Consider the following 14,766-nt stretch of genomic DNA (forward strand, 5'->3'; position numbering starts at 1 on the left):
ATTTAAACCTACCATGTTAGTGGGAATTATAGATGAGCAAGGCCCCTGGTCTCTCTCGAATCCCCACCGACCACCCGGTCTGGACCGCGCTTTCCCATTACGTCATCGGCCCCGAGGACGCGGAGCTGAGCTTCGCGCAGCGGCTGGCGCGCGAGAATGGCTGGAGCCTTGCCGAGGCCGGCCGGGTGATCGAGGAGTACAGGCGCTTCTGCTTCCTGGCGGCGACCGTGGACCATCCGGTCACCCCTTCGGACCAGGTCGACCAGGCCTGGCACCTGCACCTCACCTATACCCGCGACTATTGGGAGCGCTTCTGCCCCGAGGTCCTGGGCCGCCCCTTCCACCACGGTCCGACGGCCGGCGGGCGCGAGGAGGGGCATCGCTACTTCACCCAATATGCCGAGACGCTGCGCAGTTACGAGCGCGTCTTCGGCACGCCGCCCGCGGATCTGTGGCCCGACGCGGGGCGGCGACTGCTCGAGGACCACAAGGCGCGCCGCGTGCATCCGCGCGACGCATTCATCGTGCCCCGGAGGCCATTCCGGATCGCGCTGCCGGTAGCGTTCGCGGCGCTCTTCGCTCTGGTCCTGGGGCTCTTGTTGAGGAGCTAGGACTTTATGTCGCCCTTCGATCTTACCGGCGGGCCTTTCCTTCAACTCTATGGCGGGTTGCTGATCCTCACGATCCTCGCCGGTTTCCTCATCCCGCGCTGGCTCCGGCCCGAAGGCCGCACCCCGCGCCGCATCGACACCGATGATCTCGCCTATCTCGCCGGCGGCAGCACCCGCTTCGCCGAGGCCGTCGCCACCCGCCTGCTCTCGACCAACCAGCTGGCAATGGACGGCAAGAGCAAGTTCACCCCCAGCCATCTCGGCAACGGCACGCCCGTGGAGCGCAGCGTGCTCGCGCTGCCCGATGGGGCGGGCTGGAGCAGCGTAGAGGGGGCGGTCGGCAAGCATGCCGGCAAGATCCGCGAGCGGCTGATCGCCGGCGACCTGCTGATGGGCACCGGCGAAGCGCTGCAGATGCGCTTCTTCCAGACCTTGCCCTACCTTCTGCTGATCGGCTTCGGCTACACCAAGCTGCTGATCGGCGAGGCGCGGGGCAAGCCGGTCGGCTTCCTGACGATGTTCCTGATCGTCACGGCGATCTTCGCCTTCATCCGCTTCGCGACACTCGACCGGAGGACCCGCGCCGGGCACGAGGCGCTGGCCGAGGCGCGCGAGCGCAGCGACCGGCTCCGGCGCGCGCCGGCGGGCGGCGAGACCGATCTCGCGGTGGCGCTGTTCGGCACCGCAGTGCTGGTCGGCTCGGACTGGGGCGGCTTCCACCAGATGCGTACCGCCAGCTCGGGCGGCGACAGCGGCAGCAGCGGCGGGGGAGATGGCGGTGGTGGCGGCAGCGGCTGCGGGGGAGGTGGCTGCGGCGGGTGCGGCGGCTAGCGCCGGATCGGCTTCTGCTCGGCCAGCAGGTTGCGGATGGTGGTGGCGGCGACGCCGGCCTCGCCCATCGCATGGCTGATCTGGTCGAGCCCCCGCGCCACGTCCCCGGCCGCGAACAGGCCGGGGACGCTGGTGCGTTGGTGATCGTCCACCTCCAGGCAGCCATTCGCATCGGCGCGCGCGCCGACCTGGACGGCCAGTCCCGAGCGGATCACCGAACCCAGCGCCGGATAGACGCTGTCAAAGGCGAGCCGTCCCCTGGCGGTATCGAAAGCGAGCAGCTCTTCCTCGATCGCATAGCTGCCGCACGGCCCGTCGATCCGCGCGATCCCGGCTTCGTCGAGCTTCGCCGAATCCGCTTCCGACAGGTCATGCGCCTCGGGGGCGATCAGCGTGACGTCGGCGCTGTAGCCGCGCAGGAACAGCGCCTCGGCGACCCCGTGGCTGCCCGTGCCGATCACGCCGATCCGCTTGTCGGTCACTTCATAGCCGTCGCAGATCGGGCAATAGCGCAGCAGCCCGCGGGCAAGCGCTTCGTCATGCACCTCGCGCGGCATGGCCGGCCGATTGTTCACCACGCCCGTGGCGAGCAGCACCGTCCGTGCCGCGTGCTCGCGCTCGCCCACCCGTACGCCAAAGCCGTTGTCGAGCAGCCTCAGGCTCTCGACCTCGGCCAGCTCGCGCACCGCGCCGTATTTCTCCGCCTGGGTCAGCATCCGCACGAGCAGTTCCTTGCCCGAGATGCCCTCGGGAAAGCCCGCATGGTTGCGCGTGCAGGGAATCTGCGCCGCCCGACTCGATCCGCAATCGAACAGCCGGATGCGCAGGTGGAACCGCGCTAGATAGATCGCCGCGGTGAGGCCGGCAGGGCCGGCGCCGATGATGATGCAATCGTCCATTCCAGCCGCAGCGCTTGGCGAGCGGGGATGTTCCTTGACGTCCCACTTGCATGTATATACTATGTATATACAGGAGATTGTAATGGGCGAAGAATATCGCGCGAAAGTGTTCAAATCGGGCAACTCGCTTGCGCTGCGTTTGCCCAAAGCACTTGGCCTGAAAGAGGGCGCGGAAATGAAGGTGCGAGAGGAGTCGGGCCGCTTCGTGGTCGAGCATGCCGACGCCAAGCGGAAAATTACGGGCGAGGGCTGGATGGGGATGCTGCCCGGCCTGAAGCCGCTTACGCGCGAGGAGCGGGAATTTGAGGCTAGCCCCAGGCCTTGGGATGATCCCGACTGGAAATGGCCTTCGCAGAAGTGAGATATCTACTTGATACCAACATCTGTATTCTGCTCTTCGGCGTGGATCACCCGCGATTGCAGGAGCGGGTGCGCCTCTGTGATGAAGGCGATTTGGCTATCTCTGCGATAACCTGCGCCGAACTTGCTTTCGGCAGCGCCAATGGAAAAATTCCGCACCCTTTCGTACTTGATGCATTTCTGAGGCAAGTTCCCGTTCTTGACTTCGATCTTGCGGCAGCCAAAGGCGCCTATCCGTTCCTGCCATTCAAGCGAGCCAGTTTTGACCGACTGATCGCAGCACATGCGATCGCGAAGAGTCTTACGTTGGTCACCAACAATGAACGTGATTTTGCGGATATTTCCGAGTTGAGAATCGAGAACTGGACCCTGTGACCTTCGCTGCAACCGTTCTAACGCTTTACCCCGAGATGTTTCCCGGGCCGCTCGGCATTTCGCTCGCCGGGCGCGGCCTGCGTGTGGGGCTGTGGAGCATCGAAGCCGTCCAGATCCGCGACTTCGCCACCGACAAGCACCGCTCGGTGGACGACACCCCGGCCGGCGGCGGGGCGGGGATGGTGATGCGCGCGGACGTGATTGCCTCGGCGCTCGACAGCGTCGCGCCTGGTCGGCCTATCCTCGCCATGACGCCCCGCGGCAAGCCCCTGGCCCAGGACCGGGTCCGCCAGCTTGCCGAAGGGCCGGGCGCGATCATCCTGTGCGGCCGGTTCGAGGGGATCGACGAGCGGCTGTTCGAGGCGCGCGAGATCGAGCAGGTCTCGATCGGCGACTATATCCTTTCCGGTGGCGAGATGGCGGCGCTCACGCTGCTTGACGCTTGCATTCGCCTCATTCCCGGAGTAATGGGCGCGCCTTCCAGCGGCATGGACGAGAGCTTCGAAACGGGGCTGCTCGAATATCCGCAATATACCCGACCTGTCGAATGGGAAGGGCGCACGATCCCCGAAGTGCTGCGATCGGGGGATCATGCGAAGATCGAGGCCTGGCGACGCCAGCGAGCCGAGATCGATACACGGTCACGGAGACCGGATCTTTGGGAGCGCCATGAGGGCGCTCGGATCCAGTCTCCCTCTGGCGCGCGGCGACGTAAACAGGACGACACGAAATGAACCTGATCCAGACGCTCGAAGCCGAGCAGATCGCCAAGTTCAACGAGGCGAAGAAGATTCCGGAATTCCGCCCGGGCGACACCCTCAAGGTCGGCGTGAAGGTCGTCGAAGGCGAGCGCACCCGCGTGCAGAACTATGAGGGCGTGTGCATCGCCCGTGCCAACAAGGGCATGGGTTCGAGCTTCACGGTCCGCAAGATTTCGTTCGGTGAGGGCGTCGAGCGCGTCTTCCCGCTCTATTCGCCGAACATCGACAGCATCGAAGTGGTTCGCCGCGGTGTCGTGCGTCGCGCGAAGCTCTATTATCTGCGTGGCCGCACCGGCAAGTCGGCGCGTATCGCCGAGCGCCGCGATCCGCGTCCGACCGAGGTCGCAGCCGCAGAGTAAGCTTCGGCTTCACGCTATTGAAAAGGGCGCGGTGGCGATGGTCACCGCGCCCTTTTTCTATTCCCCCCTTCCTGCAGTCGAGAGCGGGAATTGAGGAGCCGCCCTATCAGCGCGCGGATCCCATCGAACAGCGCGTGCCGATGCTCCACCCAGTCGCGCCCGTAGAAATCGTCCGCCATCTTCACCCCTCGTCCAGCCGCCGCCAGATCGAATAGGCGGTGGTTCCGTTGCCCGAGGCGCTGGCCGGCACGGCGTAGCGCAGCAGTCCGTCCTGCAGCACATAGTCCCGCACCTGCCGGCGACCTTCCCAGTTGGGAAAGGACGCACCTTCGATGTCGAAGGTGAGCTGTTTTGTCGCTGCATCGATACGGAGCCGGCCGAAATGTGTGCTCGATCCGAGCGCGGCGGCGCGGAATTCCTCTGCGGTGCCGCGCGCCTTGTCGCCTGCGGCGAAGGCGGGGCGGTCGCGGCGGAAGATCTGCAGGCTGTAGCGCCCGGCCTTGTCGATGATCAGCAGCCCAAGCGGATGCGCGCCGTAATTGGTGGTGCGCTGCCCGTCGGCGAGCACTTCATAGGCTGAATCCATCACCCAGGTACCGGCCAGTCCCGGTGCCTCGTCCCCGCTGTGCGCGTCTCCGTTTCCCGCCGCGGCCAGCATGCCGGCGGCGGCGATGAGCTGTTTCACCATGTTCCATTCCTCCAAGTAACCTGTCGAATCGGTTACATGGATGTGTTGCGCCGGCGAATGTAACCTGTCAATTGGGTTTCATGAGCGATCCCGAGCTTCCCGAACTGCGCAACGGTTTTCACTTCCGGGGCGGGCATCCCGCGCTCGATCTGGTGGCGACACGCACCGGGCGCCTGAAGCCCATCCAGCGTGAGTTGCTCGCGGAGCCCGACGACCTCGCGCGCTGGCTGGTCGCGGCGGGTTTCACGGGATCCCCCCTCGCTGCGACAGCTGAGGATCTGGAGCGCGCCTGGACGCTGCGCGAGGCAATTCACGCGATCGTCGATAGCCGGCTCGCTGGCGGGCAGGACGCGCCAACCGATATCGCGCAGGTCAATGCGGCCGCGGCAGGATCGCCGGCAGTGCCCCAGATCGGCCCGGACGGGCAGGCGCGTCTGCAAGGTGGTGTGACCGCGCTGCTCACCACCCTGGCGGGAGAGGCGGCCCTGCTGCTCGGCGGCGATCAGGCCGCGCGCATCCGCCGCTGCGAGGCGGACGGATGCGCGATGCTCTTCCTCGATACCTCACGGGGCGGTGAGAGGCGCTGGTGCTCGATGAAGCGCTGCGGCAACAAGGCCAAGGTAGCCGAGTTCCGCAAGCGGAAGCGGGGAAATGCCTAGTCGGCCGCCTGCAGCAGGTCCCGCAGCTTCTTCGTCGTGTCGTGCCCCTTGAGCACCGACGTATAGCATTCGCGGACCACGCCGATTGCGCCCGGCGACATGCGCTCGTCCGCCAGCACCCGGTCGAACTCTTCCTTCAGATAGTCCTCGCCGCGTTCGATCTCGCTCAGGATCGCGGCGTCGCCCCCGCCCAACACGCGGCGGAAATCCTCCACCCGGCGGTGGATCGTCGCGGCGGTCGAGCCATATTCGGCCGGCGTGCCGCCCAGTTCGCGGCTCTTGGCCGAGAGCGCATCGATCACGCGGCGGCGCTCGTCGGCCATGTCCTCGAAGAACTGCACGAAGCGGCCGGCATCGGCATGCCTGGCCGAATGCTCGTAACCGCGCACGCTGTCGATGGTGGTGACGATCAGGTCGTCGAGCTTGGACACGTCATGGTTGGTGGTCACGCGGGCTCTCCTCGTAAATCCTTGCGAAGAGAACCCCGCGCACCGCCGCGGGTTGCGGAAAATGAAGGTTAGCCAGGTGTTTACGCGTAGCTGACGATCTCGAACTCGGTGCCGTCGTGGTCGAGGAAATAGAAGCGCCGGCCCGGATCGTAATCGGCATGGGCGAACGGGATCAGTCCCGCCTTCATCACCCGCCGCTCGATCTCGTCGAGATCGTCGACCAGGATACCGACATGGTTGAGCGGCTTGCCCTTCTCGAAGGTCGACTGGTCGGGAGCCTCGGGCGGGGCGTAGACCGCCAGATAGGTGCGCTCGTCGCCGACATGGATGGTGCGCCCGCCGTCGCGTGCCGGGCCTTCCCAGCGGATGTGCCAGTCGAACAGGTCGCCGAGCAGCTTCGCCGCGCGCTCGGGGCTGCGGACGGTGATGTTCACATGCTCGATATAGGGCTGGGACATGGATTTCCTTTCCTCATTGGATGCCATGCCGCGAGCAGCTACAACCTCAACCTAAGTTGAGGTCAAGCGGGAATTTGCGGTGCGCGGGAATGAGCTTCTGACGATCGGCGAACTGGCGGCGCGCACAGGCATCGCAGTCTCCGCCGTGCGCTTCTACGAGGGGAAGGGTATCGTCCATCCGATCCGCACCGGCGGCAACCAGCGGCGGTTCCTGCGCTCGGACATCCGCCGCATCTCCTTCGCGCTGATCGCCCAGCAACTCGGCCTCACCTTGCCACAGATTGCCGAGGAGCTCGGCAAGCTGCCCGAGGGGCGCACGCCGACCAGCGCAGATTGGGAGAAGATCAGCCGTGGCATCCGCAAGCGCATCGAAGTGCAGATCGCCCGGCTCCAGCGCACGCTCGACGATCTCGACGGCTGCATCGGCTGCGGGTGCCTGAGCCTGAAGAAATGCGCGCTCTACAATCCCGACGATCGCGCCGCCGCGAACGGCGCAGGGCCGCGTTTCATCCTGGTCTCGCGCAAGGCGGCGCTGGGGCTGGATTGAGGGCGTGGTTTTATTGCGAGCCGACGCAAGATTCCTCCGGCCTGCCGCTTTACCCCGCGCCCGGACCTCGCGATAACGCGGCCCCAAGGAGATCGGGGTTTATGCGGAAATACTTGGTTGGGCTTGCAATGATGGGAGCGCCGCTGATGGCAAATGATGCGCTGGCGCAGTCGAAGGACCTCACGCTCGAGCGCGTGTTCGCCAGCCCCGATCTGAGCGGCCCGCAGCCGCGCGCGGCCAAGCTCTCGCCCGACGGCAAGTTCCTCACCCTGCTGCGCAATCGCGCCGACGAGAAGGAGCGGTTCGACCTGTGGGCGATGGACACGCGCACCGGTGAATGGCGGATGCTGGTCGATTCGAAGAAGTTCGGCACCGGCGCCGAGATGTCCGAAGCCGAGAAGATGCAGCGCGAGCGGGCCCGCATCGCCGGCACCAAGGGCATCGTCGCCTATGACTGGGCGCCGGATAGCAAGTCGGTGCTCGTGCCGCTCGACGGTGAACTCTATCGCGCCGGGCTCGACGGCAATGTCGCGAAGCTCCCCGCCAGGGCCGGCTCCAAGCTCAATGCCGAGATCAGCCCGGCGGGCGGCTATGTCTCGTACGTGCAGGACCAGAACCTGGTGGTGATGGGTCTGGCGAACGGCAATCCGCGTGCCATCACCGATGACGGCGAGGGCACCGTCCATTGGGGCGAGGCCGAGTTCGTCGCGCAGGAGGAAATGGCGCGCTTCAAGGGCTATTGGTGGGCGCCGAACGATCGCTATGTCGCGGTCGAGCGCTTCGACGAGGCTCCGGTCGGCATCGTCACCCGCGCCGCGATCGGCGCCGAGGGTACGCAGCTCTTCCAGCAGCGCTATCCCAAGGCCGGCACGCCCAACGCCAATGTCGAACTCTACGTCATGGACCCGAACGGCGACCACAAGGTCGGCGTCGATCTGGGTGCGGACAAGGACATCTATCTCGCCCGGGTCGACTGGTCGAAGGACGGCAGGACGCTCTACGTCCAGCGTGAGAACCGCGAGCAGACGATGCTCGACCTCCTCCAGGTCGATCCCGCCACCGGCAAGTCGGTCGTGCTGTTCAGCGAAAAGGCGCGTGCCAAGAGCTGGGTGAACCTGTCGAGCGCGCTGACACCGCTCGGCGACGGCAGCCTGCTCTGGTGGTCGGAGCGGGACGGCCACGGCCATCTCTACCATTTCGCCAAGGGCAAGTTCAGCCAGATCACCAAGGGCGACTGGGAAGTCACCCCCGATGTCGTCGGCGTGGACGAGGCCAAGGGCCGCGTCTTCTTCCTCGGCAACAAGGACGGCGTGCTCGAGCGGCACCTCTATTCGGTCGACTATCGGAAGGGCGGGGCGATCACCCGGCTGACCGAGGCCGGCTGGTGGAACGAGGCGACGATGGATCCCTCCGGCACCCGCGCGATCGTCAAGCGCTCCAACCCCAACCAGCCGGCGCAGACCTATCTCGCCGACGCCTCGGGCAAGCGCATCGCCTGGGTGAACGAGAATGCGGTCACTGCCGCCGATCATCCTTACAATGCCTATCTCGCCGGACACCGCGAGCGGACGTTCGGCACGATCAGGGCGGCCGATGGCTCGACGCTCAATTGGGAGATGATCACGCCGAAGATGGAGCCGGGCAAGAAGTACCCGGTGTTCTTCCAGCATTATGGCGGCCCGCATTCGCAGACGGTGAGCCGCTCCTGGGGCGGCGCGCTCCAGCAGTATCTCGTCTCGCGCGGCTATATCTGGTTCCAGCTCGACAATCGCGGCTCGGCCAATCGCGGCGTCGATTTCGAGAGCCAGATCTGGCACGCGATGGGCACCGTCGAGGTCGAGGACCAGGTCGCGGGCGCCAATTATCTGAAGACGCTTCCCTATGTGGATGCGAACAAGGTCGTCACCTATGGCTGGTCGTACGGCGGCTACATGACGCTGAAGCTGCTGGAAAAGGCGCCGGGCGTGTTCGCCGCGGGCGTCGCCGGCGCGCCGGTGACCAAGTGGGAGCTGTACGACACCCACTATACCGAGCGCTACATGGGCGATCCGAACAAGGTGCCCGAGGCGTACAAGGCCTCGGACAATATCGGCGAGGCGGCGAAGATCGCCGATCCGATGCTGCTGATCCACGGCATGGCCGACGACAATGTCGTGTTCGAGAACAGCACCGCCCTGGCGGCGACGCTGCAAAAGGCCGAAGTGCCGTTCGAGATGATGTTCTACCCCGGCCACACCCACAAGGTCGGCGGCCCGGGCATCAGCGTGCACCTGTGGAACACGATCCTCGACTTCCTGGGACGGAAGACCTCGGCGAAGTAGGCCTATCGGGTGGCGAGACAAAAAGTTTCGTGCGGCGTCTCGCCACCGCAATTTTCTTCTGCTAGATGCGCCGCCATGCTTCGCACGAAACGAACTAGCAAACGAATTACCGCGCGCCCCTGATGGGCGCCGATGCGGTATTCTTGCCGCGAAGCACAGGAATGCACTGGCATTCCGACACTCTCTGACAGATAGGCGTCCTCGCGGAGTATCTGCGAGGTTCGGAAAGGATCGAAATGGGCTACCGTGTCGTCGTCGCAGGCGCCACCGGCAATGTCGGGCGCGAAATGTTGAACATTCTGGCCGAGCGGGAATTCCCGATCGACGACCTGGCCGTGCTGGCCTCGTCGCGCTCGACCGGGGACATGGTGGATTTCGGCGAGACCGGGAAACAGTACAAGATCCAGAACATCGAGCATTTCGATCCGACCGGCTGGGACATCGCGCTGTTCGCGATCGGCTCGGAAGGCTCGAAGCTCCATGCGCCCAGGTTCGCCGCCGCCGGCTGCACGGTGATCGACAATGCGTCGCTCTACCGCATGGATCCGGACGTGCCGCTGATCGTGCCGGAAGTGAACCCGGAGGCGATCGACGGCTACAAGGCGCGGGGCATCATCGCCAACCCGAACTGCTCGACCGCGCAGATGGTCGTGGCGCTCAAGCCGCTCCACGATGCCGCCAAGATCAAGCGCGTCGTCGTCGCGACCTACCAGTCGGTCTCCGGCGCGGGCAAGGCGGGCATGGACGAGCTGTTCGAGCAGAGCCGCAACATCTTCGTCGGCGACAGTGCCGAGCCGAAGAAGTTCACCAAGCAGATCGCCTTCAACGTGATCCCGCACATCGACAGCTTCCTGGACGACGGCTCGACCAAGGAAGAGTGGAAGATGGTCGTCGAGACCAAGAAGATCCTCGATCCGAAGATCAAGGTCACCGCCACCTGCGTGCGCGTGCCGGTGTTCGTCGGCCATTCGGAAGCGATCAACATCGAGTTCGAGGACGAGATCTCGGCCGCGCAGGCCAAGAACATCCTGCGCGAGGCACCGGGCATCATGCTCGTCGACAAGCATGAGGACGGCGGATACGTCACGCCGATCGAGTGCGTCGGTGAATATGCCACCTTCGTCAGCCGCGTCCGCGAGGACTCGACGGTGGAGAATGGCCTGTCGCTCTGGTGCGTCTCGGACAATCTCCGCAAGGGCGCCGCGCTCAACGCCGTCCAGATCGCCGAGCTGCTCGGCCGCCGGCACCTGAAGAAGGCGTAAGGCGACACGATACAGAAAAGGGGGGCGGTGGCATCGCGCCACCGCCCCCCTTTTCGCGCCAGTCATCCGGCCCCAATCCGTAATCCGGCCCAAACCGTCATCCCGCCGCTTATTGGCTGACGTCGTTTCTTAAAAGCTCGCCCAGGCCTCGGCATCGCCGACCGGCTTGGCCGGCACTGGCCGCGTGCTGGCCAGCGGCTTGAAGGTGCGCGGGGCAGGAGCGCCGCGCCCGTCGCCGATCCGGAACGTGCTCGCCTGCGCGTCGAGCCGGCCGACCTGGTCGGTCAGCGTGCGTGCCGCCGCGGAGGTTTCCTCGACCATCGCCGCATTCTGCTGGGTCGCCTGGTCCATCGAGCTGATCGCGGTGCTGACTTCGCTGATCGCCATCGACTGGGCCTGGTTGTCCGCGGCGATCGTACCGAGCAGCTGGTGCACTTCGCCGACCGTGTCGACGATGTCCGACAGCGCGGTATCGACCCGCTCGACCGCGCCTCGTGCGGTCTCGACCTCGGCCTGGGTGACGGTGAGCTGGTCGCGGGCGCGCTTGGCTTCCTCCTCGGCGCGCATCGCGAGGGCGCTGACCAGGTCGGCGACCACCGCGAAGCCGCGGCCCGCCTCGCCGGCGCGGCCCGCTTCCACCGCGGCGTTCATTGCGAGGACCCGGGTCTGGAAGGCGATCTTGTCGAGGCCCTCGATCACCGAATCGATGCCCTTGGCGCTGTCGCTCACCCGGTTCATCGCCTGCACCGCCTCGTCGGCAGTGGCGCGGCCCGATCCGACCACCGCGATCGCCGCATCGGCGCGCGTGACGGTCTGGCCGGCCGCATCGGCAGTGGCGCGCAGGCGCTGGTTCATCTGGGTCACCGCGGCCGAAGTCTCCTCCAGGCTGGCGGCATTGCCCTCGGTGCGGCGCGCCAGATCCTCGGAGGCGGCGGCGATCTCGCTTGAGCCGGTCTGGATCGCGCCGGTGCTCTCCAGCACCGTGCCGATCAGCTCTCGCAGGCTCGCCAGCGCCGCATTGTAGTTGCCGCCGAGCATCGCGAAGTCGGTGGGGAAGTCGCTGCCGACGTCGGCGGTCAGGTCGCCGCCCGCCACGCGCTCCAGCGCGCCGCCCAGCATCGCCATCGCCTTTTCGCGCTCGATCTCGCCGAGCCGATGCTTCGCCTCGGCCGCCGCCTTGTCGTTGGCGGCGACGCGGAAGCGCTCCAGCGCACGGGCCATCTGGCCGATCTCGTCGGCGCTGCGATGCTCGGGCACGGTGATCGCGGCATCACCGGCGGCGAGGTGCTGCATGGCTTCGGTCATCTGGGAAAGGGGGCGGAACATCGCCCGGCAGATCAGGAAGCCGATCACCGTGACGAGCAGCGTGATCAGCGTCGCGGCGATCGCCATCGAGCTGCGGACCGACTGAATGCCGGCAAGAACATCCGAGCGCGGGATGCCGACATAGAGCACGCCGATCACCTTGCCGCTGGCATCCTTGATCGGATCATAGGCGGTGAAGAAGGGCTTGCCGAGGATGTCGGCGGACCCCCGATATGGTTTGCCATCGCCGAGCACCGCATCCTTGGCCGGACCGGCCGCCAGGGGCGTGCCGACCGCGCGGCTGCCGTCGGGCTTGAGCACGTTGGTGGTGATCCGCGTGTCGCCCGCGAAGATCGTCGCGGTGCCGCCGACCAAAGTCTTGATCTCGTCGACCGGCTGGGTCCAGCCATTGAGCTTGTGTGCGCCGACATAGAGGTCGCCGCCCTCGGCCCGGAAGCCGTCGCCCTGGTCGCGCAGCACCTTCCAGGCCACGCGCATGTTGGTCTCCTGCCGCTCGGCCGCCATGCGCTCGGCATCGGCGGTGAGCACCCGGTCGCTCAGCACATAGGTGGCGAGCGCCAGCAACAACAGGCTGGAGATGGTGATGATCGTGGTCTTGGTGGCGAGGGGCAGGTTGGCAAGTTGCTGGCGCATGGGAAATCTCGTTGGCCGGCGCCGGGGGACGACGCCGAAAAGTCGGAATTTCCATCATTATAGGGCGGTTACCGTGCCCGATGCTGCAAATGCGAGATTACGCAAGTGTAACGTTTTTTTGCCCGCTCGCTCAGATGTCGCAGCTATAGTCAGGTGGGTAGATCGAGCGGCCGAGATCCTTGCGGACGCGCCGGGCCAGGCCGCTCGCCTCGCGATTGCCGAGCTTCTCGGCATGGTCGAGCATGTCGGCGAGCGGGCCGGAACAGCTGCCGATCGCATTGAGCATCGCGACCATCCGCGAGGCGCGGATCGCCCCGTCCTCCGGCCCTTCGCGCGCGGGGAGGAACCAGCCCAGCTCCAGCGCCGGAAGCACCCGCCCGTCCTGGCTGGAATATTTCTTGTCGAGCGGATCGATCACCTGGGTGCCGAGCAGGATCGCGCCGGCCGCCGCGGCCATGGTTCCCACCCGGGACGGGCTGGTGACCACCCGGTCGGGATCGGGCATCGCATAATAGCTGAGCAGCAAGGCGGCGAGGGCGCGGGCGCTCTGGCGGTCCTCGATCAGCGCCAGCGCATCGGGATCGACTTCGATCCGGTCTGCCCGGGCACGGGCGAAGGCGCCGCGCTCTTCCGCCGGGATCGTGGCGAGGGTGAATTCCGCGCCCTTGGGCGTGAGCTCGTGCAGCGCGACGTCGAGCTGCTCGATCGGGGCGGGGCGGGGTGGAGCGGCGGCCCCCAGCGCGAGCGCGGCGCAAACCGTGGCGAGCATCTTGATCCGCATCCCATCCCCCTCTTCGTCGCCCGATCCTATCCTGAATCGGTGCGCGAAACGAGATGGCACAGTGCGACGCTCTTTACCGGGAATTGACTGATCGAGGTTAGACAGGCCCGTTCACTGGGGTGGGTCGCGTCGGGTGGTGGAAACGGGCAATGCCGGATTGGCCCCGGTTCGGGGCAAGGCGCGCATCGACGTGCTCGACATGCTGCGCGGTATCGCGATCCTCGGCATCTTCTACATCAACGTGCCCTATATGGCGGCGAGCGTCTGGACCTTCTCGGCCGATGTCCGGCTGATCGGCTGGACCGCACCCGACCGCGATGCCTGGGTGCTGATCAACATCTTCCTGGCGGGCACGCAGCGCTGCCTGCTCGAATTCCTGTTCGGCGCCGGCATGATGGTGCTGGCGCGCAAGGCGATGACGCCGGAGGGGCCGGTCGCGGTCGCCGACCTCTATTATCGCCGCAACCTTTGGCTGCTCGCCTTCGGGCTGTTCGACGTGTTCGTGCTGCTCTGGCCGGGCGACATCCTCCACATCTATGCGCTTGCTGCGCTGTTCCTCTTCCCGTTCCGCACGCTGGGGCCGAAGACTCTGGTGCTGCTGGGGCTGGGCTGGGCGGTGCTGACCGGCATCGGCATCCCCGAATATGGCGCGCGCGAATATGCCGAGCGCTCGGTGCTGGTGCAGCAGGTGGCGCAGGGCGAGCCGGCCGCGCTCGCCGAATGGCGCAAGCTCTCCACCCATGTGCCCGACGCGAAGCTCGTCGCCCGCGAGCAAGCAGCGCATCAGGGCGGCTGGCTGCCCTATGCTAAGGAAGCGTGGAATTACTGGAGCTATCTCGCCAGCGAATGGCTGATCTGGGACGTGCTGGAGGCGTTCTGCACGATGCTGATCGGCATAGCGCTGTGGAAATGGGGGGTGATCCAGGGGCAGCGCAGCGCGCGCTTCTATCTGTGGCTGCTCGCCTGCGGCTATAGTTTCGGCATCGTCGCGCGCGCCTGGGGCATTTCCGAGACTTTGAGCTTCACGCCCGGCCCGCGCACCCTGTGGATCACCGGTGAGTTCGCCCGGATCGCAATCGGCCTGGGGCATCTCGCTCTGGTCAACCTGCTGGTGAAGGGCCGTGCGGGCGCCGCGCTGCTGGCGGTGTTCAAGGCGCCCGGCCGCATGGCCTTCTCGCTCTATTTCCTCGAGCAGGCAGTGGGGAAGTACATCCTGTTCGCGCCCTGGGGCCTGCTGCCCTGGGGCCGATATGGCTGGGCACAGTCGGCTTTGGTCTCGACGATCGGCATCGTCCTGCTGGTCGGATTCGCCAATTGGTGGATGCGATACTTCGTCAGCGGCCCGCTGGAATGGGCGTGGCGCAGCCTGGCCTATGTGAAGTGGCAGCCGTTGGTGCGGGTGAGGGGCGATACTTCCGGGACATCCCGCGCCGTTGCGGCTTAGTC

At 66.1% G+C, this 14,766-nt stretch carries 17 protein-coding genes; 11 read left to right on the forward strand and 6 right to left on the reverse strand.

What is annotated here, in order from left to right:
- The first annotated feature begins 32 nt into the window (after positions 1-32).
- On the forward strand, positions 33-611 hold the full coding sequence (locus GGR46_RS04010; protein WP_183994750.1) for a glycine-rich domain-containing protein: 579 nt from the start codon (positions 33-35) through the stop codon (positions 609-611).
- 6 nt (positions 612-617) lie between these two features.
- The gene (locus GGR46_RS04015; RefSeq protein WP_183994752.1) at positions 618-1,442 is read left to right on the forward strand and encodes a TIGR04222 domain-containing membrane protein; all 825 of its coding nucleotides are present in this window, start codon (positions 618-620) and stop codon (positions 1,440-1,442) included.
- Here GGR46_RS04015 and GGR46_RS04020 read toward each other — a convergent pair.
- Positions 1,439-2,341 carry an NAD(P)/FAD-dependent oxidoreductase gene (locus GGR46_RS04020; protein ID WP_183994754.1) on the reverse strand — a complete coding sequence of 301 codons (903 nt, stop codon included), beginning with the start codon at positions 2,339-2,341 and terminating at the stop codon, positions 1,439-1,441. The genes GGR46_RS04015 and GGR46_RS04020 overlap by 4 nt on opposite strands.
- Before the next feature lie 82 nt (positions 2,342-2,423).
- Here GGR46_RS04020 and GGR46_RS04025 point away from each other — a divergent pair, with 82 nt between their 5' ends.
- The 4 genes from GGR46_RS04025 to rplS are packed head-to-tail and all read left to right on the forward strand — an operon-like array spanning position 2,424 to position 4,196.
- On the forward strand, positions 2,424-2,702 hold the full coding sequence (locus GGR46_RS04025) for an AbrB/MazE/SpoVT family DNA-binding domain-containing protein (protein WP_183994756.1): 279 nt from the start codon (positions 2,424-2,426) through the stop codon (positions 2,700-2,702).
- Positions 2,684-3,076 (forward strand): type II toxin-antitoxin system VapC family toxin, encoded by a 393-nt coding sequence (locus tag GGR46_RS04030; RefSeq protein ID WP_221262543.1) that lies wholly within the window; start codon positions 2,684-2,686, stop codon positions 3,074-3,076. Before GGR46_RS04025 ends, GGR46_RS04030 begins: the two co-directional genes overlap by 19 nt.
- Complete coding sequence (gene trmD, locus GGR46_RS04035) at positions 3,073-3,810, forward strand: tRNA (guanosine(37)-N1)-methyltransferase TrmD (RefSeq protein WP_183994758.1); 738 nt, start codon at positions 3,073-3,075, stop codon at positions 3,808-3,810. The genes GGR46_RS04030 and trmD overlap by 4 nt, the downstream gene beginning before the upstream one ends.
- On the forward strand, positions 3,807-4,196 hold the full coding sequence (gene rplS / locus GGR46_RS04040; protein WP_183994760.1) for a 50S ribosomal protein L19: 390 nt from the start codon (positions 3,807-3,809) through the stop codon (positions 4,194-4,196). The genes trmD and rplS overlap by 4 nt, the downstream gene beginning before the upstream one ends.
- A 181-nt stretch (positions 4,197-4,377) precedes the next feature.
- Here rplS and GGR46_RS04045 read toward each other — a convergent pair whose 3' ends face one another.
- On the reverse strand, positions 4,378-4,884 hold the full coding sequence (locus GGR46_RS04045; RefSeq protein WP_183994762.1) for a lipocalin-like domain-containing protein: 507 nt from the start codon (positions 4,882-4,884) through the stop codon (positions 4,378-4,380).
- An 80-nt stretch (positions 4,885-4,964) separates the two neighbouring features.
- Between GGR46_RS04045 and GGR46_RS04050 the strand changes: the two genes are divergently transcribed.
- Positions 4,965-5,543 (forward strand): CGNR zinc finger domain-containing protein, encoded by a 579-nt coding sequence (locus tag GGR46_RS04050; protein ID WP_183994764.1) that lies wholly within the window; start codon positions 4,965-4,967, stop codon positions 5,541-5,543.
- Here GGR46_RS04050 and GGR46_RS04055 read toward each other — a convergent pair.
- Positions 5,540-5,992 (reverse strand): PA2169 family four-helix-bundle protein, encoded by a 453-nt coding sequence (locus GGR46_RS04055; protein ID WP_183994767.1) that lies wholly within the window; start codon positions 5,990-5,992, stop codon positions 5,540-5,542. The two genes, GGR46_RS04050 and GGR46_RS04055, sit on opposite strands and share 4 nt — an antisense overlap.
- Positions 5,993-6,072: 80 nt before the next feature.
- Positions 6,073-6,450 carry a VOC family protein gene (locus tag GGR46_RS04060; RefSeq protein WP_183994769.1) on the reverse strand — a complete coding sequence of 126 codons (378 nt, stop codon included), beginning with the start codon at positions 6,448-6,450 and terminating at the stop codon, positions 6,073-6,075.
- A 79-nt stretch (positions 6,451-6,529) separates the two neighbouring features.
- On the opposite strand from GGR46_RS04060, the gene soxR reads away from it, so the two are divergent.
- The 3 genes from soxR to GGR46_RS04075 all read left to right on the forward strand — a co-directional run bounded on the left by soxR (position 6,530) and on the right by GGR46_RS04075 (position 10,580).
- Positions 6,530-6,997: a redox-sensitive transcriptional activator SoxR gene (soxR, locus tag GGR46_RS04065; RefSeq protein WP_183994771.1), complete on the forward strand. Its 468-nt coding sequence runs from the start codon at positions 6,530-6,532 to the stop codon at positions 6,995-6,997.
- A 101-nt stretch (positions 6,998-7,098) separates the two neighbouring features.
- A complete protein-coding gene (locus tag GGR46_RS04070; RefSeq protein WP_183994773.1) occupies positions 7,099-9,318 on the forward strand; it encodes a S9 family peptidase in 2,220 nt (739 codons plus the stop codon).
- Between the two features lie 236 nt (positions 9,319-9,554).
- Positions 9,555-10,580, forward strand: coding sequence for an aspartate-semialdehyde dehydrogenase (locus tag GGR46_RS04075; protein WP_183994775.1), 1,026 nt, complete (start codon positions 9,555-9,557; stop codon positions 10,578-10,580).
- A 129-nt stretch (positions 10,581-10,709) separates the two neighbouring features.
- Here GGR46_RS04075 and GGR46_RS04080 read toward each other — a convergent pair whose 3' ends face one another.
- Both GGR46_RS04080 and GGR46_RS04085 read right to left on the reverse strand, forming a co-directional pair.
- Positions 10,710-12,539, reverse strand: coding sequence for a methyl-accepting chemotaxis protein (locus GGR46_RS04080; RefSeq protein ID WP_183994777.1), 1,830 nt, complete (start codon positions 12,537-12,539; stop codon positions 10,710-10,712).
- A gap of 130 nt (positions 12,540-12,669) precedes the next feature.
- Complete coding sequence (locus tag GGR46_RS04085) at positions 12,670-13,320, reverse strand: hypothetical protein (RefSeq protein WP_183994779.1); 651 nt, start codon at positions 13,318-13,320, stop codon at positions 12,670-12,672.
- 136 nt (positions 13,321-13,456) lie between these two features.
- Here GGR46_RS04085 and GGR46_RS04090 point away from each other — a divergent pair, with 136 nt between their 5' ends.
- On the forward strand, positions 13,457-14,764 hold the full coding sequence (locus GGR46_RS04090) for a DUF418 domain-containing protein (protein WP_343057989.1): 1,308 nt from the start codon (positions 13,457-13,459) through the stop codon (positions 14,762-14,764).
- The last annotated feature ends 2 nt before the right edge of the window (positions 14,765-14,766 follow it).

Source organism: Sphingomonas kyeonggiensis, assembly GCF_014196745.1.
Taxonomy (GTDB): domain Bacteria; phylum Pseudomonadota; class Alphaproteobacteria; order Sphingomonadales; family Sphingomonadaceae; genus Sphingomonas; species Sphingomonas kyeonggiensis.